The following is a 20,869-nucleotide window of genomic DNA, read 5'->3' on the forward strand; positions in this document are numbered from 1 at the left end:
CCATCTTCGGCAGAAACAGAGTCACCTTTAGAGACCAGGATTTCGATGATTTCGACATCTTCTTCGTCACCAATATCCGGTACTTCTACGTCGATAACTTTACTGCCGCCACCGGAAGATTTTTTCTCAGGTTCAGAGTCTTCGTCTTTCTCTTCTTCCTGTTTATCTTCCGATTCCTCAGCTTTGTCTTTGGTTTCTTCCTCGTCCGCTTTGTCATCGGTTTTGTCTTCAGCTTCTTCTTCGCTGTCAGACTCATCCGATTCGTCGGCTCCTCCGAAAGCTTCGATCATAGCCAGCACATCGCCTTCACTAATGGTGTCACCAACTTTTACTTTCAGCTCGGTAATTTTACCGCCTGAAGACGCCGGAATATCCATGGAAGCTTTGTCACTTTCGACAGTGACGATACCGTCTTCCTGCTCAACGGTATCGCCTTCACTGACCAAAATTTCAATAACTTCTACTTCTTCGCCGCCCACGTCGGGGACTTTGAGTTCGATTTGATCGGCCATCTCAGTACCTCCTTATGCTAAACGTGGGTTCAGCTTGTCAGTGTCGATATCGTAGTCTTTGATAGCTTTAGCTACCACTTTCTTATCGATATCACCTTGGTCTGCCAGCTCTTTAAGTGCTGCAACCACAATGTACTGCGGATTAATCTCAAAATGCTTACGCAAGTTAGCGCGGCTGTCTGAGCGTCCAAAGCCGTCAGTACCTAATACCCGGTAAGAGGTTGGTACCCAGGCACGAACCTGATCAGCGTACAACTTAACGTAGTCAGTTGCTGCTACTGCCGGTCCTTTTGCCTTTTTCATGACTTGCGTAATGTAGGCTTCTTTTTCTTTCTTCTCAGGATTCAGCATGTTCCAGCGGTCAGTATCCAGACCGTCACGTGCCAGCTCATTGAATGAAGTTACGCTGTAAACCGTTGAGTTCACGTCATACTCTTCAGACAAGATTGTCGCGGCTTCACGTACTTGCTGCAAAATGGTGCCACTGCCTAACAACTGAACGTCGCCTTTGGCCTTATTCTTGGCCTTCACTTTATCCAGTTCGTAAATACCTTTGATGATGCCTTCTTCGACACCTTCCGGCATTTCAGGTTGATGGTAGTTTTCATTCATTACAGTGAGGTAATAGAAAACATTCTCCTGGTCGCCAAACATGCGTTTCAGGCCATCGTGCACGATAACTGCAATTTCATAACCGTATGTCGGATCATAGCTAATGCAGTTTGGCACCGTGCCAAAGTGAACCATGCTGTGTCCGTCCTGGTGCTGCAGACCTTCACCGTTAAGCGTTGTGCGACCGGCAGTACCTCCGACCAGGAAGCCGCGGGTCTGACTGTCACCTGCGGCCCAGACTAAGTCACCGACTCGCTGGAAACCGAACATTGAGTAGTAAATGTAGAACGGAATCATCGGCTCGTTATTTAACGAGTAACTGGTACCCGCTGCAATCCAGGACGCCATAGCACCGAGTTCGTTGATGCCTTCCTGAATCACCTGGCCTTTTTTATCTTCACGATAATAGGCAACCTGGTCTTTATCCTGCGGCGTGTATTTCTGGCCATGGTGCGAATAAATACCCACCTGACGGAACAAGCCTTCCATACCAAAGGTACGAGCTTCATCCGGAATAATTGGCACAATACGTTTACCAATTTTCTTGTCTTTCAGCAGCGCTGTCAGTACACGAACAAAGGCCATAGTTGAGGAAATTTCACGATCCCCTGAACCTTTCAGAACCGCATCAAAAGCTTTCAGTGCGGGCAGCTCAAGCTCAACATCGCTTTCCGGACGACGCACTGGCATATAACCACCGAGCTTCTCGCGACGCTCGTTCAAATACTTCATTTCATCGCTGTCGTCGTCAAACTTGTAGTACGGCAGGTCTTCCAGCTCTTTGTCTTCAAACGGGATATTGAAACGGTCACGCATGTGCTTAACCGCGTCTAAATCCATTTTCTTAACCTGGTGGGCAATGTTTTTACCTTCGCCCGCAGCACCCATGCCATAACCTTTTACGGTTTTCGCTAAAATAACCTGTGGCCGACCTTTGGTATTAGCGGCTTTATGGTACGCCGAGTAGACTTTTACCGGGTCATGCCCGCCACGGTTTAAGCGCCAGATGTCTTCGTCAGACAAGTTGGCGACCATTTCTTCGGTTTCAGGGTACTTACCAAAAAAGTTTTCACGGGTGAACTTGCCACCTTTGGCTTTAAAGTTCTGGTAATCACCGTCAACGGTTTCTTCCATTAACTGCTGCAATTTACCTTCGGTGTCGCGGTACAACAGCGGATCCCAGTAGCGCCCCCAGATAACTTTAATCACTTCCCAGCCGGCGCCATGGAAGTTACCCTCCAGTTCCTGAATGATTTTACCGTTACCACGTACCGGCCCGTCTAAGCGCTGCAGGTTACAGTTAATAACGAAAGTCAGATTGTCCAGCTCCTCGCGAGCAGCCAGACCAATAGCACCTAAGCTTTCTGGCTCATCGGTTTCACCGTCACCTAAGAAGCAGTAAACACGTTGTTTTGAACAGTCTTTAATGCCACGGTCAGTCAGGTACTTAAGGAAGCGGGCTAAATAGATAGCCTGAATTGGGCCTAAGCCCATAGAGACCGTCGGGAACTGCCAAAAGTCCGGCATTAAGTTCGGGTGCGGATAAGAAGGTAAGCCTTTACCGTCGACTTCCTGACGAAAGTTATTCAATTGCTCTTCGGTCAAACGTCCTTCAATGAAGGCCCGGCCGTAGATACCAGGTGACACATGCCCCTGGATAAACAGGAAGTCACCACCATCGTCTTCATTTGGCGCACGGAAGAAATGGTTAAAGCCAACATCGTATAACATCGCCGAAGAAGCAAAACTGGCAAGGTGGCCACCTAACTCTTCGCCTTTTTGCGATGCACGCAACACCATCATGGCGGCATTCCAGCGAATGGCTGAACGAATGCGCGATTCCAGCGTCTGGTTACCCGGCATAGTGGGTTCCTGACTGGCAGGAATGGTATTCAGATATGCCGTGGTTGGCTTATACGGTAAATAAGCGCCATTGCGACGAGCTTTGTCGACCAGTTGCTCTAACAGATAGTGCGCTCTTTCCGGGCCTTCAGCCTCAAGCACCCCCTCAAGAGCGTCTAACCACTCTTGAGTTTCCTGCTGGTCGACATCTTTGTTTAATTCTTCACTCATAGCTATTCCTTACCTTTTTATCAATTCAGGAACGTCGTAGCGAACGTTGAATGCGTGACTGTTCTTTGCCTAAGTTTAACAATGTCTGTTCAATATAGGCTAAATGTTGATGACACGCATCCCGCGCTTGCTCCGGTTTACCGGCAACAATGGCACTAACCAGCTGCTGACGGTGTTGATTCAGTTTTCCCAGCAAGTCGTCACGACCCGCCAGTATTTCCAGGTTCTGCCTAATATTTTCGGCCAGTAATTCCTGCATGCCGTGAATGACATGCAACAAAATAACGTTGTGCGAGGCCTCTGCAATACGGTGATAGAATTCCACTATTGCATTGACCTGATCATCGATGCTGTTAGCCCGGCTATTCTCTAAGTCTTTTATACTCTCAGAAATCCGATCCAGATCGGCCTCGGTGCCTCGTAATGCTGCATAAAAGGACGAGATGCCTTCCAGTGCATGACGGAACTCTAACAAATCAAATTGTGACTCTGGATGTTTGGCCAGTAATTCAAATAAAGGTTCGGTCAGTTGCTCATTCATGCTGTTAATAACATAAGTGCCACCGCCCTGCCGACGCTCTAAGACACCTTTTGCTTCCAGTTTTTGAATAGCCTCACGCAACGACGGGCGCGACACATTGAACTGCTGAGCCAACTGTCGTTCTGACGGAAGCTTTTGCCCGGCACCAAGCCGTCCGTCCACGATCATCTGCTCAAGATGAGCGACGATAGTGTCAGATAGCTTCGTTTGTTTTATGGGTAAATCCGGCATAACGGTAAATTGGTCAGACCAAATGATGCGGTTATTCTAAATCATTTACCCGCTGAACCCAAATTTTTCTCAGCTGGTACAACCTCTAACTAACCCAACCGGTCAGAGTCAAGGCGGCAATAACACAAACCCAGAAAATCTGCTGACGACGCATTAAGCGCAACTGACAAGCAATATGCTCGGTTCTGTCGTCGGGGTGCTGAGGGCTGTCTTCTGCTTTGCTGGCGACATTAAAAAACAGTTTATCCGGTTCGGCCTGCGGGTTCAGACTGTGCTTGACCCAAACGGGAAACGCCCGCGAAAAATGCCCCACAATTAATAAGCCAAACCCGGCTAAGCGAGCCGGAACCCAGTCTGCAAACCACATAAATTGCTGCCAGGGTTTAGTCGACGGCGGTTCGCTTAATTGTTTTTCCGCGTAACGCAGACTGGCGTATACCAGAGCGCCGAAACTGCCAAACAGCACAAAATAGAACATTACCGCGATATATTGCCGATAATTGATCCAGATTAACGAGTCACTGAACTGCTTTGGCTGATGATGTCCGGCAAATTCAGTTAATACTAATTGATGTTTATTAGCCTGTTGTTCGTCACCACGGTTTGCGGCTTTTAGATAAGCCTTATAACTTTTGCGGGCGGGCTCGCAATTGATCGCCAGCAGTAAAGACAAAATACTGACAATAAAGGTCACCATCAGGTTGTCCAACAACACCACTAGAAAACCGACAGCCAAAGCAGGAACCAGCAGCCGAACCAGTTGCAGTGGTTCACTTTCCCACTTTTCGTTTGTAACCCGTGCCGCACTCCAGTGTTGCCAGCGTTCCAGAAAAAACGACCAGTGCAAAAAGGCCGGGCTGTGATACAAACGCTCAACGCTTAATGCAATCAGCAACGCAATGAGGACCATTCATGACTCCTTATAAGGCATTTAAATAGGTTTGCCAGTCAAATTCACTGCCCGGGTCCGTTTTACGACCCGGGGCGATATCCTGATGGCCGACAATACGTCGACGGTTTAACTTGGGATATGTGCTGATTAACGCCTTAGTGACTGCAATTAATTGTTCGTATTGTTGTTGAGTATAGGCACTGTGGTCGGTTCCTTCGAGCTCAATGCCTATACTGAAATCGTTACATCGTCTGCGCCCGCAGTAACGGGACATACCCGCGTGCCAGGCTCGTTTATCAAAAGGCACGTATTGCTCCAGCGTACCGTCCCGGCGGATCACACAATGGGCCGACACCCTCAGCCCTTTCAGAATAGCAAAGTCCGGATGTGCACCGGGTTCCAGTTCGCCCAGAAACAACTGACGGATATAAGGTGTACCATATTGTCCCTCCGGCAGGCTAATACAATGAATGACCAGCAGACTGACTTCAGCGGTCTGTGGGCGCTCATCGTAATGCGGGGACGGATGCTGCACCGCAGTCGTTATTTTATGATTTTTTATCGGGTCGCTTTTCACAGGCTCAACAAAACGGTAAAGTTTGCCCCCTAGTATCCGTATTGTCTGTTAAAAGGTAAAGCCATCTATGAGCCAGCCCGAGCTGCAACTTGCTATTCAGGACGGCGTGCGCGCCGCATTGAAAGAAGATTTATTCGGTGAAGACGCCAGTTTAGATATTACTGCGCAACTGATTCCGGAACAAAGTCAGTCCCGCGCCAGCATTATTACCCGCGAGGATGCTGTGATCTGTGGTTGTGCCTGGGTTGATCAGGTGTTTCGCCAAATGGGCCAACAGGTGGAAATAGAATGGCTGGTAAAAGACGGCGATAACGTGAAAGCCAATACGGAGCTCTGCCGTTTAAAAGGCCCCAGCCGCATTTTGCTAACCGGTGAACGCACGGCGCTGAACTTTTTACAAACCTTATCGGCGACTGCGACCACCACTTATCACTACAGTAAATTGCTAGACGGTTATAAAACGCAACTGCTGGATACCCGGAAAACACTGCCTGGTATGCGTTTAGCGCAGAAATACGCGGTGCGCTGCGGTGGTGGTGTGAATCACCGCATTGGTTTATTTGATGCTTACCTGATTAAAGAGAATCACATTTTCGCCTGTGGGGGCATTACTCAGGCTGTCGCTACGGCCAAACGCCTGAACCCCGGTAAAACGGTGGAAGTTGAAGTCGAAAATTTGGATGAGTTTGGACAGGCTCTGAAGGCCGAAGCCGACGTGATTATGCTGGACAACTTCAGTATTGCAGACATTAAGCAGGCCGTACAGCAAAATCATGACAATGCCGGGCACAGCGCGCAACTAGAAGTTTCGGGGAATATTACCGATGAGCGTTTACCGGAACTGGCTGCCACCGGGGTTGATTTTATTTCCTCCGGCGCTTTGACAAAGAACGTCCAGGCAATTGATTTATCAATGAGAATTTCAGAAGATAGCTAGAAAATGGCGGTGGATAGCCAATAACTTACAGGAAAATAGAATTTACTAATTCGCCCGGGTGAACCACAGTTCTGCTGTTCTTAAACAGGGAGCTGAATTATGCAGGAAGCACATTTTCACCGTTTACCCGTTCTTCGTTTTCCCGATAACGGTTTCAGTCTTATCGAGATGATGGTCGTGGTGGCCATCATTGCCATCCTCTCGGCTATTGCCGTTCCGTCGTACACCTATTACACCCAGCAGGCCAAAGTTAGTAAAGCTTTAGCCCATGCCCAGCCGTTACAGTTGGGTATCGCTTTATGCTGGCAAATTGAAGGGCAGTTAAACCAGTGCAATCAGCCGGGAAATAAAGGCCTACCGGGTTTACCTTCTCCGTTGCCCGATGAACTTAGCGACCTCAGTCTGACCGAGTCCGCTGCCGTGCGCCTAACTCTAAACTCAGTCAATATTAACAATCAGCCACTGCAGATTGAACTGACACCCAACGCCGAGAATACGCATTTAGACTGGAACATTGCCTGTTCCGATTACAGCGAAATGCGCTCAGTCGTGCAAAACTGTGAACAGCAGGTAAGCTACTAATGACTGACTTCGCGCGTTGTTCACTCACTCATCTGGCCGGGCAGACGAGTTCTTCTGAGAATGAGCACGACCCTTTTCTACAACAACATGGTTTGCTGCTTTTTGCTCAGGGGAAAACATGGCTCATGTTAGTACAACAACCCGGGTTTGCCCCGGTCGACGAGGTATTACTGAGCTTTTACAGCGATAAAAAAGTATTGCTGATTCGTGGCAAAGGCAGGCTACCTGGTATTCAACTGCCAAAGGACTCGGCTATCGAATACGTTAACCAGCTACTGCTCTATTGCTCTGAGAAAGGATTATCTGACCTGCATCTGCAACCTCTGAACCAAGGTGTTGTTGTCAGAGGCCGTGAAGCCGGCCAGCTGCGCCGTTTAGATTTTATAGCGCGAGAATTTGCTCAACAGGTTTATTCGCGTATTAAAGTACAGGCCAACCTTGATTTAACTGAGCAACGCCAACCGCAGGACGGCCGCTTGTCCGTGCAATCTCGTGATAACACGCAACTGGAATTCAGATTAAACTGCTGTCCGGTTATCGGTGGAGAAAAGTTGGTGCTGCGATGTTTACAACCAACTCACAACATTACCCCCTTACAGCAAACCGGCCTGCTGGAACAACAGTACGCTTGGTTTGCCCGCTGTTTAAGTCAGACGCAGGGGTTAATTCTGGTGACCGGCCCTACCGGTAGCGGCAAAACTTCAACTTTGTACAGTGCAATGAACCAGTTGGATACTGAGCGCAGCAATGTCTGCAGTGTCGAAGACCCGGTTGAGGTTCCGCTGCCGGGTTGCAGTCAGGTGATGGTGAATACACGCCAGGGACTGACCTTCGCATCGATTCTACGCGCCCTCCTCCGACAAGACCCCGATGTTATCCTTATTGGCGAAATCCGCGATTCAGAGACAGCCAAAATTGCCGTGCAGGCAGCGCAAACGGGTCATTTAGTTTTGAGTTCACTGCATACCAACAACTGCCTGGATACGTTAAAGCGTTTGCATTCCTTGGGTGTTAACCCGCTGGATATTCGCAGCTCATTAAAGCTTATTGTCAGCCAACGTTTACTGCCAGTAGCCGAGCGCCACAACCAAACGGAGAAAAACCGCCAGGCGGTGTTTGAGGTTGTGCCCTGGTTGGATGACTCTGAAGAGCTAGTTCAGAAACTAATCAGCTCGCGAGCCTCCATTAAAGATTTGCGCCACTATCTGGGCCATTTGAAGCTTCCGGATTTTTCGCAGGCGCTACAGCATTATATCGATAGCGGTTTGATTAGCAGTGCAGAGAAGGAGCGTTTCAGTTATGCAGACTCTTAATCACTGCTGGCAGTGGCAGACAGGCAATTCATCCGGGCTGGTTCATGCAGACTCACTGTTGCAGGCGAAACAGCTGTTATCGCAACATCATATCCGTTGTACAAAAATGAAACGCTTATCGAAGCGTCAGAGAAAACTTATTAGGCCTAAATTATCGCTCTGGTACATTCTGTTGCAACAAACCGCCAGTTTACTGGAGAGTGGCCTGCCGCTTTCAGAAGCTCTGCGGCACAGTATTTGTGAAACTAAGTCCAGAAGCCTGCGCTGGTTAATTGAAGATTGTATTCGCAGCATTGAGCATGGCTTCTCTTTCAGTCGAGCACTGACTTATTATGAACACTGGTTACCCAAAGCTGACATAAATGCCATAGCCTGGGCGGAACAAAACGGACAGCTTGCGGATGCGTTACAGCAGTTACAAGAACTGGAAAAACGCCAGCATCAACTGAAAAAGCAATTAACCAAAGCGCTGCGTTACCCCGTCATTGTATTACTCGTGGCAGCTGGTGTTTGCTTCATGATGATGGGCTGGGTTTTGCCTGCCTTTGCTCAGCTTTTTGGCGAAGGCGAACTACCCTGGCTCACTGCCGTTTTACTGAATTCATCAGCTTTTTTGAAAGAGCAGGCATTTGTCATTTTCAGTGCGATATTAGCTGCGGCAGTTACTCTTTTGACCGTTAAAAACAAAGCTCCGCTGTTCTCCCAACGCACACTTGCTCAATTACCCGTTATTGGTCAATTGCTACAGGATATTAAGCTGCAGCAGCTGTTTCACCGGTTGGCAGTAGCTCTGCGTGCCGGTATTGAAACCCGGCAAGCTATTCTCAGCACCGAATCGTCCCTGAACTGGTTGCCCCATAAAGCAGCCTTGCGTCAAATTCATCAGCAACTAGAGTCCGGTAACGGTTGGGTAGACAGTTTCCGTTCCAGTGCGCTGAATGAGCCCCGCACTCTCAGTTTTCTTAAAGTTGGCGAGCAAAATGGTAAAATCGATAATGCCTTCGCCGCACTTGCCGATTTCAAGCAACAACGTTTTGAGGAAAATTGTGAGCGCCTGATTGCACTGGCAGAGCCCTTGCTGATGGTCGTTTTAGGCGGCATTATAGGCACTCTTTTGGTCGCTATGTATTTACCGCTGTTTTCTATGGGGCAGCAGTTTCAATAACTAAGGAATAGAAGTATGGAATACTTGCTTGCTGCCGGATCAATACCGACATTGATGGTCGCGCTGGTGCTGGGAGCTGTTATTGGGAGCTTCCTGAATGTAGTGATCACCCGGCTACCAATACAGCTGGAACGCCAATGGCAGCGCGAATGTGCCGAAATGAACGGAACGCCGGTAACCAAACAGGACCGCTTTTCCATCGCGTTTCCGGGTTCCCATTGCCCTGAATGCAAGGCCTCTATTGCCTGGTACGATAATATTCCGCTGTTGAGTTATCTGGTTTTGCGCGCACGCTGCCGCCATTGTCAAACTCGCATTCCGGTTACCTACTGGCTGGTTGAAATTATCAGTTGCCTGGCGTTTGGCATAATAGGCTGGTATTTCGGCTTCACTCTGCCAGCGCTGGTATATGCTACGGTCTTTTCGTTATTAATTTGCCTGTTCGTCATTGACTGGCGTCATCAGTTACTGCCCGATCAGCTCACTTACCCTTTACTCTGGGTGGCTTTGCTCTGGTCTATCTCTGACTTAAGTGACATGACTCCAACCTCCGCAATTATTGGTGCCGCAGCGGGTTATCTTAGCCTTTGGAGCGTGTTCTGGGCCTATAAGCTTATCACCGGCAAAGAAGGTATGGGCTATGGTGACTTTAAACTGCTGGCAGCTATCACCGCTTTTACCGGCGCGACTCTGTTGCCGGTCACAATTCTTGCCAGCTCGGTTTGCGGAGCCGTAATAGGCCTGATTATGTTACGCCGGCAAAGCCGCTCTCAACCCATACCTTTTGGGCCTTTTCTAATCGGCGGAGGCCTGCTGAGTTATTTCTATGGTATGGAGCTGTTGTTCAGCTACTGGCATTGGTTAGGGGGAACTTGAGTATGACCTATGTAGTTGGTGTAACCGGTGGTATCGGTAGCGGAAAGTCGGCAGCCACAGCTGAGTTTGAAAAATTGGGCATAACCGTGATCGATGCCGATATTGTGTCCCGTCAGGTGGTAATGCCGGGCACCCCCTGCCTGCGAGCAATTGCAGAACATTTCGGTCGAGATCTGCTAACCGACAAAGGCGAGCTTGATCGCAAAGCGCTACGCCAAAAAGTATTCTCTGACCCTGCAGAAAAAGACTGGTTGAACAGCTTGTTGCACCCAGCCATACGTGAGGAAATTCTGACTCAACTGGTACAGGCCAGCTCACCCTATGTAATTTTATCAGCGCCGCTGTTACTGGAAAATAATTTAGATAAGTACTGCCAGCGGGTATTAGTCGTGGATGTTCCGGAAGAATTGCAACTGCAAAGAACCATTCAGCGCGACGAGAGTCCAAAAGAAGAAGTTGAGGCAATAATGAAAGCTCAGCTGAGTCGTGAGACACGACTTCGCAAAGCGGATGATATTCTGAATAACGAGGGCAGTATCGACCAATTACGTCGGCAAGTTAACCAACTGCATCAGCGCTATCTTGCGGCAACCGTTGCACAGGAAGAGTAATCCGCTATCATAGCAACAGAGTTCAACAATCGGCAATCGCATGACATCTACTGATAACGACAACATTCTCTATGAATATCCGCTTCAGGAGCGTATGCGAACTTATTTGCGTTTAGAACATGGCTTCGAACAGTTAAAAGCCAGCCGAGTCTGTTTTGATGAACAGGCTGAACCCTTTTTTAACGCCCTGTTTGCTGTCACCGAACTACTTGAGCGCTGTGACATCCGTACCGAACTGACGAAAGACTTAGAGCTCGACAAACAGCGTTTACAAAAATGGGAAGAGCACCCCGATGTTGACCGCGATGCATTGCGAAGAACCATTAATGAAATTGAGCATTGCATCAACACGCTTCAGGATATTCCAAAGTACTTGCGCCAACTCAAAGACGATGCACTGCTAACGAGTATACGCCAGCGATTCAGCCAGCCGGGCATGAGCGGCTTATTTGAATTACCTCAGCTACATTTATGGTTAAGTCAGTCTGCTGAAGAAAAGCGGCAACAATGTGAAAGCTGGAGTCAGACACTGGCTTTTGTTGAACTGGCTATTACCTTAAAACTGACATTATTACGCGAGCAATCCGTTTTTGCGCCAATACAATTGCAAAATGGTTTCCTGCAGGAAAGTTCAGAGCAACTGCTTGCCATGCTGCGAATTAAGGTCCCCCGCTCTGCCAAGATTTATCCGGTCATCAGTGGGCATCGGCAGCGATTTACGGTACGATTCATGCCTTTACCCGGGGAGAGCAAAGAAACATCCCTGCACGATATTGAATTTGAACTAGCAAGGTGTAGTCCATGAGTATTAGTGTTAACTGCCCAACCTGCCAGACTAAGGTAGAGTGGTCAGAAAAATCCCCTGCCAGACCTTTTTGCAGTGAGCGATGCAAGCTGATTGATTTAGGTGAATGGGCAAACGAGGAAAAAAGCATCCCGGGCGAGCCAGTTGTCATAGCTAACGACGACTATAACAACGAAGAATCAGATTATTAGTTCAGGTAGTAGCCATTAGAGTACGAGTTGCTGTACTAATAAGCGTTCAATGACTGCATAATGCATTCGACAATGGGTTGATTAGCTTCCGGAAACTGGAATGCATCCAGCTGGTTTTTATCAACCCAACACCAGTCCTGACCTTCTAACTGACGCGCTTCACCGCTGTATGAAAGCACCCACCAGACATCGAGTAAAACTCGCTTATCTTTGTACTGATGCTCTATGACGGTTAATGGAGCCATGTCGGTCACATCAATACCGCACTCTTCTTTTAGTTCGCGCTGCAATGCTTGTTGAACATTCTCGCCAGCTTCGACTTTACCGCCGGGGAATTCCCACTTACCACCCTGATGTTGTTCAGGATGACGTTGAGCGATAAAAATTTCGCCCTGTTCATTTTCAATCACGCCTACTGCCACATGGACAGCAGGCGATTTTTGGGTCTCCATAAAAACCTATAGTTTACCGTGACAATGTTTATATTTTTTGCCTGACCCACAAGGGCATGGCTCGTTACGCCCCACTTTTGCGCCTTTACGAACCGGTTGTCCCTGAGCATTATCAGTGTTTTTCTGAGGCTCTTCAGCTGCCGGGCCACTTTGCTCATGGCGGAACTCACGTGGCGCGCTATCGGCTGCTTTACGTTGTTCATCTACTGCGTCCACATCTTCCTGAGCTCGTACTTTCACCTTGCTCAGAATAGTCACAACGTCGAGTTTCAGGGCTTCCAGCATCTCGGTAAAGAGTTCAAAAGCCTCTTTTTTGTATTCTTGTTTCGGGTTTTTCTGAGCATAACCACGTAGGTGAATACCCTGACGCAGATGATCCATTGCTGCTAAGTGTTCTTTCCAGTGCTGGTCAAGGCTTTGCAACATGATGGATTTTTCGAAGCGGCGCAGCACTTCAGGCCCCACCATCTCTTCTTTTTCCTGGTAAGCTTTAACCAGCTCTTCCAGTACCCGCTCCCGCAACACTTCCTCATGGAAATGCTCTTCTTCGTCCAGCCATTGCTGTAGTGGCAGCTCGATGTGGAAGTCACCACGCAGACGCTCTTCCAAACCTTTTAAGTCCCAGAGCTCAGCCAGAGACTGAGGCGGAACGTACTCGCTGATCACTGAATTGATCACGTCGTCACGTATCGCAACGATGGTTTCAGAGATATCACCTTCGTCCAGCAATTCATTACGCTGGTCATAGACAACACTACGCTGATCGTTGGCTACATCGTCATACTCAAGCAATTGTTTACGGACATCAAAGTTACGTCCTTCCACCTTACGTTGCGCATTTTCAATAGCTCGCGTTACCCAAGGGTGTTCAATGGCTTCGCCTTCTTTCATACCCAGACGTTTCATCATGGTTCCAATGCGATCCGAAGCGAAAATCCGCATAAGTGGATCTTCCAGCGACAAATAGAAACGCGATGAACCCGGGTCACCCTGACGACCAGCACGACCGCGTAACTGGTTATCGATACGACGCGACTCATGGCGCTCAGTACCAATAATGTGCAAACCGCCAGCTTCAATTACGGCATCATGCAGTTTCTGCCAGTCTTGCTTTATTTTCTCGATTTTATCGTTAGATGGTTCTTCCAGCTTTTCAACTTCAGCCATCCAGCTTCCGCCCAGAACGATATCGGTACCACGTCCGGCCATGTTGGTCGCAATGGTCACCGTTCCCGGACGGCCTGCCTGAGCAATAATGTCGGCTTCGTGTTCGTGGAATTTAGCGTTCAGTACCGCATGAGGAATTTTCTTTTTCTTCAGCAACTGTGACAAAAGCTCAGAGTTTTCAATAGAAACCGTACCCACCAGCACCGGGCGCTTCTGCTTACGACACTCTTCAATGTCTTCGGCTATAGCTTCGTATTTTTCCAGTGTGGTCAGATAAATAAGATCGGCTCTGTCATCACGAACCATTGGTTTGTTGGTTGGCAGTACAATGGTCTCCAGACCATAAATAGACTGGAACTCGAAGGCTTCAGTATCGGCTGTACCGGTCATACCGGCTAGCTTGTTGTATAGACGGAAATAATTCTGGAAGGTAATAGATGCCAATGTCTGGTTTTCGTTCTGAATTGGCACGCCTTCTTTGGCTTCTACTGCCTGATGCAGACCTTCAGACCAACGGCGACCTTCCATTGTACGTCCTGTATGTTCATCGACAATGACAACCTTGTCGTCTTTGATGATGTAATCCACATCTTTTTGAAATAGATGATGAGCGCGTAAAGCAGCATTGATATGGTGCAGTAAACTGATATTAGCGGCTGAGTATAGCGAATCATCAGCGTCCAGCATGCCTTTCTCTTTCAGCAGCTCTTCAATGTGTTCCTGACCGTGTTCGGTAAGATGCAGCTGCTTGGCTTTTTCATCAATGGTAAAGTCGCCGTCGCCTTGTTCTTCTTCAGTGTCTTCTTTTTCCTGACGAACCAAGTGTGGAACCAGCTCATTCATTTTGCGGTACATTTCTGAACTGTCTTCAGCCGGACCGGAAATAATCAGCGGCGTACGGGCTTCATCAATCAGAATTGAGTCGACTTCATCGACCAAAGCGTAGTTTAATTCGCGCTGAACCCTGTCCTGTGGCGCAAAGGCCATATTGTCGCGCAGGTAATCAAAACCAAACTCGTTATTGGTACCGTAAGTAATGTCGGCCTGATAAGCCGCTTTCTTGTCTTCAGGCGCCATGCCCGGAATGTTGAACGCTACGGTCAACCCAAGGAAGTCAAATAATGGTTGGTTGAATTCAGCATCACGCTTGGCCAGGTAATCGTTCACCGTAATAATGTGAACGCCTTTACCCGGTAACGCATTAAGGTAAGCCGGTAAGGTCGCTGTCAGCGTTTTACCTTCACCCGTTTTCATTTCTGCTATGCGGTTATCGTTCAGTACCATACCGCCAATAAGCTGTACATCGAAGTGACGCATCCCGAAAACACGTCTGCTGGCTTCACGAACGGTAGCAAAGGCTTCGGGTAAAATTTTCTCTATGCGCTCACCATCGTTCAGACGCTTGCGAAATTCAGCGGTTTTCTCTTTTAGCTCGGCATCACTTAACGCTTCAAACTCGGGTTCCAGCAAATTAATTCGCTCAACGTCTTTCTTCATAGTTTTGAGAATGCGATCGTTGCGACTACCAAATACTTTTCGAAACAGACTGCCTAGCATGAGATTGATTTATCCTGTGTTACTTTCCTGAACAACAAAAGCGGTACCTAAAGTACCGCCTACGTTCTAAATAATTTACCGAGTTATTTTGGGTCAGCTTTACGATACACAAACTGATTAGGGTCAATTTGACGGCCGTTACGCAACACTTCGTAATGAACGTGTGGGCCGGTCGAACGACCACTGCTACCCATTTCAGCGATTTGTTGACCACGGGTGACAACATCCCCTACAGACACCGATAGCTTATCATTGTGTCCGTAGCGTGTTTTTAAACCACCGCCATGGTCAATTTCGACCAATGCGCCATAACCGTATCTGTCGCCAGCCCAGGTAACGACACCTGCGCCGGTCGCAATAATTTTGACCTCTTCATTATAACTAGCAAAATCTAAGCCCTTATGCATAGCGGGTGTGCCATTAAAAGGGTCTTTACGGACACCGTATTGCGACGACAGCCAGCCATCTGAGATGGGACGACCCGCAATATAAGCGTCATTAGTAAGTTGGTGATTCATCATCACAGATTCAAGTAGCGATAGCTGTTTTTGTTTGTCAGAGATCTGCGACAGCATACCTTCAATTTCAGTAATGACGTCCGTGCCAGAGCTATGCGGGAGCTCAGCAACTTCTACCTCGGGGCCACCAATAGGCAGCTCCTGATTAAAGTTGAACTCGCCGTTATCGAGATTAGCTACCCCGGCTAAACGCTCACCTAACGCGTCCAGACGACGCATTTGAGCTCTTAATTCACCCAGATACACCGTCATAGCACCCAGACGTTTCTGAGTGTCTTCTTTTAACTCTTTTAGTGCTTGCTCTTGTAAAACAAGCTTTTTCTGCTCTTCCGTGATTTTGTTCTGTGCCACCGCAGGGTCAATACCCTGATACTGCCATGGCTGCCAGCTAGCAAGACCAATAAAGGCAGCAATACCGACAAAGGAAAAAAATCGACGTCGACTTAACCGAATACGAAAACGTATTTTGGAGCCTCGATAAAAGACTGATAAACTCATCCGAACTCTCTTAATATTTGCCTACTACGCAATTATGTCACGACATCCGAAAACACCATCAGAATGGCTTCGTTCAGGTCAAAAAACCTTGTCGTCAACATTACGACATTATGCACAGTTTGCCGCCCAACTTTCGCATTGGCAACAATTGTTTCAACAATGCGTTGATAAAAATACCAGTCAACACTGCCAATTGCTGAATATCCGCGATGGTCAAATGATCATTCAGGTGGATAACGGTAGCTGGGCAACCAGGCTAAAACTTCAGCAAGCGGCCATTATAACGCATTTTCGCCACAATGCGACGGTCCCGGTACAGAGCCTTTCAATTAAGGTGTCTCCGTCAATGAACAGTTTTGAGAAAAGTATTAAAAACCAGAAAGGTTCGAGCAGCGCAGAACGCCTAATGACAATGGCTGAGGGGTGTGATGAGCCGTTGAAGTCGGAATTAAAAGCGTTGGCGGCAAAGTTTACCGCCAACGATAAAGATTAAGCTGTGGTGGTTGCTGGTGACCAAAAAGCGATAGGCGCAGTAGCCTGCTCTTCGTCAAAGGTCACAAACTCCCATGCTGACTGCTGCGCTAACAATGCCTGTAATAGCTGGTTATTCAGCGCATGCCCTGACTTGTAAGCACGCAGGTGACCTAAAATACTGTGGCCACCCATGTACAAATCACCAATAGCATCCAACATTTTGTGTTTTACGAATTCATCGTCGTAACGCAAACCGTCACTGTTCAGAATGCGGAATTCATCCAGCACAACAGCGTTATCAAAACTGCCGCCTAATGCCAGGTTATTTTCCCGTAAATACTCAATGTCTTTCATAAAGCCAAAGGTACGAGCACGGCTAATTTCTTTGATAAAAGCATTAGCGCTAAAGTCGATACTGACGGTCTGGCCTGTGTCTGCGATAGCCGGGTGTTCAAAGTCGATAGCAAAGTCGATACGGAAACCATCGTGGGGTAGCAGTTCCGCCCACTTATCACCGTCTTCGACACGTACCGGCTGTTTGATCCGGATGAACTTCTTCGCTGCTGACTGCTCTTCAATGCCCGCGCTTTGTAGCAGGTAAACAAACGGGTGCGAACTGCCGTCCATAATTGGAATTTCATGCGAATCGACTTCGATAATCGCATTATCAATTCCAACGCCGGCCAGCGCAGCGAGCAAATGCTCGACGGTAGAAACGCGAACGTTTTCCTCATTGATAAGACAGGTACACAGCTGCGTATCACGCACCCAGTCGGCCCGTGCTGGAATATCCACCACAGGATCAAGGTCCACACGACGGAATATCAAACCGGTATTAGCCGGCGCAGGACGTAAAGTAAGGTTTACTTTATTGCCTTTGTGCAGCCCAACACCAGTGGTTGATATCGCTTGCTGTAATGTACGTTGCTTAATCATGGTACTTGTTCACCTACCTTTATATTCGGTTCGCCATGGCTAAAGCCAAAGCGGCCGCAGATTATACGACATTTGTCATGGTTCGATCAAATTTTACGCATACTTATCAAGCGTTACGTCAATTTAGTCGACCTGTTTTCGCAAAAAAGCCGGAATATCCAGGTAATCGAGTTCTTTATCCTGTTTAGCTTTGGCAGCGGGCTGACGTTTTGGTTCCGCTTTTGCCTCCGGTTGCAGCTCTTCCTGCTCCTCGTAACGAGGTGCTGCACCGCCGCGGTCTATATCATTACTCCGATAAGCCGGTTGCGGTTCACGCTTAGGCGCTGTCTGATTGGTATTATTCACCAACGAGATATCGGGCTTACGTTCAGCGCCAATACCTGTAGCGACAACAGTTACGCGCAGCTCATCAGACATTTCAGTATCGATAACCGTACCCACGATCACCGTAGCGTTATCTGAAGCAAAGGCTTTAACCGTATTACCTACGGTGTCCAGTTCTTCAATACTCATGTCCATGCCGGCAGTCACGTTAATCAACACGCCACGAGCACCAGACAAGTCGATGTCTTCCAGTAACGGGCTGTTAATGGCCATTTCCGCAGCTTCCTGCGCACGGTCTTCACCGCTGGCCACACCGGTACCCATCATGGCGGTACCCATTTCTTTCATTACCGCGCGAACGTCAGCAAAGTCGACGTTAATAAGACCCGGACGAGTAATCAGCTCGGCAATGCCCTGAACCGCGCCCAACAATACGTTGTTTGCCGCGCTAAAGGCGTCCAGCAAGCTGGTTCCACGACCCATAACCTTAAGCAACTTCTCGTTTGGTATGGTAATTAACGAGTCGACACTTTGTGCCAGTGCGTTAATGCCTTCGTCGGCTACGGCCATACGCTTTTTCCCTTCAAACGGGAAAGGCTTGGTCACAACCGCAACGGTCAGAATACCCAGTTCTTTGGCAACTTCAGCAACCACAGGTGCTGCACCGGTTCCGGTACCACCGCCCATGCCAGCTGCAATAAAGACCATATCAGCACCTTCTAAGTGGACTCTGATATTTTCGCGGTCCTCTTCTGCCGACTGACGACCCACTTCCGGGTTGGCGCCAGCGCCAAGACCTTTAGTGATGTCCTGTCCTAATTGAATGGTGACATCTGCCGTATGATTACGCAGAGCCTGCGCATCGGTATTGGCTGCAATAAACTGCACACCTTCAATTGATTCTTTCACCATGTGCTGGACAGCGTTTCCGCCACCACCACCGACGCCAATCACCTTAATGACGGCTTCGCTTTCATAATTGTCCATCAGTTCGAACATAATAATTCTCCCTACCTGCTTTTAACGTGCTACCCCAAGTTAAAACTCACCTTTGAACCAACTCTGCACTTTTTGCCAGAGTCCGATCACGTCAGTTTTAGAGCTTTCTTTTTGTGACACAGCGGCATCTTCCTGCCCATACCGTAACAGTCCCACCGCTGTGGCATAAACCGGATCTTCGACGTAATCTCTTAGGCCTTTCATACCCAGAGGAACGCCGATACGAACCGGCATTTGAAAAATTTCTTCGGCAAAATCTACGCAGCCTTCCATTTTTGCGCTACCGCCGGTAATAACAACACCAGCTGCAATTTGCTCGTCTAAACCACTTTGCTGAATTTCATCCCTGACCAGCTCAAACAGTTCCTGATAACGCGGCTCAACCACTTCGGCCAGCGTATGACGCGACATTACCCGCGATGGGCGGCCACCCACCGAAGGCACCTCAATGGTATCTTCCATGCTGACCATTTGCCGCAGCGCACAAGCGTGCTTGGTCTTAATTTCTTCCGCGTGGTTGGTCGGCGTACGGAATATCTTGGCAATGTCACTGGTAACCTGATTACCCGCCGCCGGAATTACCGCGGTATGACGCAATACACCGCCCGCGTATATACAAATATCAATGGTACCGCCGCCTAAATCGACCAGCGCCACGCCTAAATCTTTTTCGTCATCGGTTAATACCGATATACTTGATGCTAACGCCGAGAAAATCAGTTTATCCACCGACAGTCCGCAACGCTCAACCGCTTTTATAATATTCTTCGCCATATCGTTGGCACAGGTAATAATGTGCACTTTCGACTCCATACGGACACCGGACATGCCTATTGGGCTGCGGATACTTTCCTGTGAGTCAATGACGTACTCCTGCGGCAAGACGTGTAAAATACGACGTTCCTTTGCAATAGGCACTGACTGCGCGGCGTGAATCACGCTGTCGACATCATCCTGAGTCACTTCAGCTTCGTTAATCGGTACCATGCCACTTTCGTTCTGACAGGAAATATGACGTCCGGAAATGTTCAAATACACCGATGCCACGCGGCAATCAGCCATTAATTCGGCTTCATCCACAGCACGCTGTACCGATTGCACAACCAGATTAAGGTCATTCACACCACCTTTGTCCATGCCACGCGACGTAGCCGTGCCAACGCCAACAACACTGATCTCATTATCAGGTAATAACTCACCTATAAGTGCAGTCACTTTGCTGGTGCCTATATCCAGACCTACAACCATATTGTGTTCCGATGTTTTCGACATAACCGTCTAACTCTCACTTTTTGCTTCACGCCAGGCCACTGCAGCCCCGGTGTCATATCGTAAATCCACAGTATCGATTTCGTTGTTTTTACTTTTTTCGTGCTCAACGATGCTGGGAAACACATCGATAAACCGCTTAATTCTCTCTAATGTGGCTTCGCGCCCTAACTTAATTTCAATTCCCTGTGCCAGAACCACGTTGACAGCAAAGCGTTCGGTTAATCTCAACGCTCTTATCTGAAAGCCATTAACCTCCAGCATTTGCTGTACCCGGTTAAATTCCTTCCAGGTCTCTTTCACCGCGTTCTCCGGACCGAACAACTGTGGCAAACTGCTGTCAGCTCTCGTTATATCAGCCCGGAAAACTTCCTGATGCTGATTGATAAGTCGATCGCCGTTCCACATGGCCACGGGTTTGTGCTCCGTCACATAAACCGACAACTTATCCGGCCAAACCTTGCGAATAGAGACCTTTTGCACCCACGGCAACTGCTCTACCCGACGCCTTAAATCATCCACATCGGCCGTAAAAAAGCTTCCTAACGGCTCTGCTGTCAATGCCTGCCTAACCTCTTCGCTGGCGGTATAATGCAACTCGCCTTGAACACTTAATTCAGCCAGCGGTACTTGCTGTTCGTCTGTCAGCACTTCGTTTAACTGATAGATACCAACCAGTGCCCCCGCAATAGTCAGGCATAACACCACCACACCTGACCAAAAGTTGACTGAGCGCAGGCGCTGTTCAGCAGCCATC

21 protein-coding genes are annotated in these 20,869 nt (G+C 48.4%); 9 read left to right on the top strand and 12 right to left on the bottom strand.

The genetic code is table 11. The annotated features are described in order from the left end of the window. The 5 genes from RJ32_RS15175 to ampD form a co-directional block, all read right to left on the bottom strand. Nucleotides 1–512: biotin/lipoyl-containing protein (locus RJ32_RS15175; protein ID WP_034818564.1), on the bottom strand; the 512-nt coding region annotated here is incomplete at its 3' end. A 12-nt stretch (nt 513–524) separates the two neighbouring features. Then, complete coding sequence (aceE, locus tag RJ32_RS01805) at nt 525–3,197, bottom strand: pyruvate dehydrogenase (acetyl-transferring), homodimeric type (RefSeq protein ID WP_034818566.1); 2,673 nt, start codon at nt 3,195–3,197, stop codon at nt 525–527. Between the two features lie 25 nt (nt 3,198–3,222). Continuing rightward, on the bottom strand, nt 3,223–3,969 hold the full coding sequence (gene pdhR / locus RJ32_RS01810) for a pyruvate dehydrogenase complex transcriptional repressor PdhR (protein ID WP_034818568.1): 747 nt from the start codon (nt 3,967–3,969) through the stop codon (nt 3,223–3,225). An 85-nt stretch (nt 3,970–4,054) separates the two neighbouring features. Beyond that, complete coding sequence (ampE, locus tag RJ32_RS01815; protein ID WP_034818570.1) at nt 4,055–4,879, bottom strand: beta-lactamase regulator AmpE; 825 nt, start codon at nt 4,877–4,879, stop codon at nt 4,055–4,057. 10 nt (nt 4,880–4,889) lie between these two features. Further along, nucleotides 4,890–5,438: a 1,6-anhydro-N-acetylmuramyl-L-alanine amidase AmpD gene (ampD, locus tag RJ32_RS01820; RefSeq protein ID WP_034818572.1), complete on the bottom strand. Its 549-nt coding sequence runs from the start codon at nt 5,436–5,438 to the stop codon at nt 4,890–4,892. Between the two features lie 67 nt (nt 5,439–5,505). Between ampD and nadC the strand changes: the two genes are divergently transcribed. The 8 genes from nadC to yacG all read left to right on the top strand — a co-directional run bounded on the left by nadC (nt 5,506) and on the right by yacG (nt 11,918). Further along, the gene (nadC, locus tag RJ32_RS01825; protein WP_034818574.1) at nt 5,506–6,375 is read left to right on the top strand and encodes a carboxylating nicotinate-nucleotide diphosphorylase; all 870 of its coding nucleotides are present in this window, start codon (nt 5,506–5,508) and stop codon (nt 6,373–6,375) included. Between the two features lie 99 nt (nt 6,376–6,474). Beyond that, complete coding sequence (locus RJ32_RS01830; protein ID WP_034818576.1) at nt 6,475–6,957, top strand: prepilin-type N-terminal cleavage/methylation domain-containing protein; 483 nt, start codon at nt 6,475–6,477, stop codon at nt 6,955–6,957. Further along, nucleotides 6,957–8,270, top strand: a complete 1,314-nt coding sequence (locus RJ32_RS01835) for a GspE/PulE family protein (protein WP_034818578.1) — start codon at nt 6,957–6,959, stop codon at nt 8,268–8,270. The genes RJ32_RS01830 and RJ32_RS01835 overlap by 1 nt, the downstream gene beginning before the upstream one ends. Continuing rightward, a complete protein-coding gene (locus RJ32_RS01840) occupies nt 8,257–9,435 on the top strand; it encodes a type II secretion system F family protein (RefSeq protein WP_034818580.1) in 1,179 nt (392 codons plus the stop codon). The genes RJ32_RS01835 and RJ32_RS01840 overlap by 14 nt, the downstream gene beginning before the upstream one ends. Before the next feature lie 15 nt (nt 9,436–9,450). Continuing rightward, nucleotides 9,451–10,311 carry an A24 family peptidase gene (locus RJ32_RS01845; protein ID WP_011233711.1) on the top strand — a complete coding sequence of 287 codons (861 nt, stop codon included), beginning with the start codon at nt 9,451–9,453 and terminating at the stop codon, nt 10,309–10,311. A 2-nt stretch (nt 10,312–10,313) separates the two neighbouring features. After that, the gene (coaE, locus tag RJ32_RS01850; RefSeq protein ID WP_034818588.1) at nt 10,314–10,922 is read left to right on the top strand and encodes a dephospho-CoA kinase; all 609 of its coding nucleotides are present in this window, start codon (nt 10,314–10,316) and stop codon (nt 10,920–10,922) included. Between the two features lie 40 nt (nt 10,923–10,962). Next, a complete protein-coding gene (zapD, locus tag RJ32_RS01855; RefSeq protein WP_034818590.1) occupies nt 10,963–11,727 on the top strand; it encodes a cell division protein ZapD in 765 nt (254 codons plus the stop codon). Next, nucleotides 11,724–11,918, top strand: coding sequence for a DNA gyrase inhibitor YacG (gene yacG, locus RJ32_RS01860; RefSeq protein ID WP_011233708.1), 195 nt, complete (start codon nt 11,724–11,726; stop codon nt 11,916–11,918). Before zapD ends, yacG begins: the two co-directional genes overlap by 4 nt. A gap of 35 nt (nt 11,919–11,953) precedes the next feature. Here yacG and mutT read toward each other — a convergent pair whose 3' ends face one another. The 3 genes from mutT to RJ32_RS01875 form a co-directional block, all read right to left on the bottom strand. Further along, nucleotides 11,954–12,370 (bottom strand): 8-oxo-dGTP diphosphatase MutT, encoded by a 417-nt coding sequence (mutT, locus tag RJ32_RS01865; RefSeq protein WP_011233707.1) that lies wholly within the window; start codon nt 12,368–12,370, stop codon nt 11,954–11,956. 6 nt (nt 12,371–12,376) lie between these two features. Further along, nucleotides 12,377–15,094 carry a preprotein translocase subunit SecA gene (secA, locus tag RJ32_RS01870; protein ID WP_034818594.1) on the bottom strand — a complete coding sequence of 906 codons (2,718 nt, stop codon included), beginning with the start codon at nt 15,092–15,094 and terminating at the stop codon, nt 12,377–12,379. 83 nt (nt 15,095–15,177) lie between these two features. Further along, nucleotides 15,178–16,110 (bottom strand): M23 family metallopeptidase, encoded by a 933-nt coding sequence (locus RJ32_RS01875; RefSeq protein ID WP_034818596.1) that lies wholly within the window; start codon nt 16,108–16,110, stop codon nt 15,178–15,180. Between the two features lie 88 nt (nt 16,111–16,198). Between RJ32_RS01875 and RJ32_RS01880 the strand changes: the two genes are divergently transcribed. Then, entirely contained in the window at nt 16,199–16,603 is a 405-nt protein-coding gene (locus RJ32_RS01880; RefSeq protein ID WP_235598896.1) for a DUF721 domain-containing protein, read from the top strand. On the opposite strand, the gene lpxC is transcribed toward RJ32_RS01880, so the two are convergent. The 4 genes from lpxC to RJ32_RS01900 all read right to left on the bottom strand — a co-directional run bounded on the left by lpxC (nt 16,600) and on the right by RJ32_RS01900 (nt 20,868). Then, nucleotides 16,600–17,520 carry a UDP-3-O-acyl-N-acetylglucosamine deacetylase gene (gene lpxC / locus RJ32_RS01885; RefSeq protein WP_011233703.1) on the bottom strand — a complete coding sequence of 307 codons (921 nt, stop codon included), beginning with the start codon at nt 17,518–17,520 and terminating at the stop codon, nt 16,600–16,602. The two genes, RJ32_RS01880 and lpxC, sit on opposite strands and share 4 nt — an antisense overlap. A gap of 123 nt (nt 17,521–17,643) precedes the next feature. Further along, the gene (gene ftsZ / locus RJ32_RS01890) at nt 17,644–18,843 is read right to left on the bottom strand and encodes a cell division protein FtsZ (protein ID WP_034818600.1); all 1,200 of its coding nucleotides are present in this window, start codon (nt 18,841–18,843) and stop codon (nt 17,644–17,646) included. Between the two features lie 39 nt (nt 18,844–18,882). Further along, nucleotides 18,883–20,115, bottom strand: coding sequence for a cell division protein FtsA (ftsA, locus tag RJ32_RS01895; protein WP_016341267.1), 1,233 nt, complete (start codon nt 20,113–20,115; stop codon nt 18,883–18,885). Between the two features lie 6 nt (nt 20,116–20,121). Next, nucleotides 20,122–20,868, bottom strand: coding sequence for a cell division protein FtsQ/DivIB (locus tag RJ32_RS01900; protein WP_011233700.1), 747 nt, complete (start codon nt 20,866–20,868; stop codon nt 20,122–20,124). Nucleotide 20,869 lies beyond the last annotated feature (1 nt).

Source organism: Idiomarina sp. 28-8, from assembly GCF_000320945.2.
Classification (GTDB): Bacteria; Pseudomonadota; Gammaproteobacteria; order Enterobacterales; family Alteromonadaceae; genus Idiomarina; species Idiomarina loihiensis.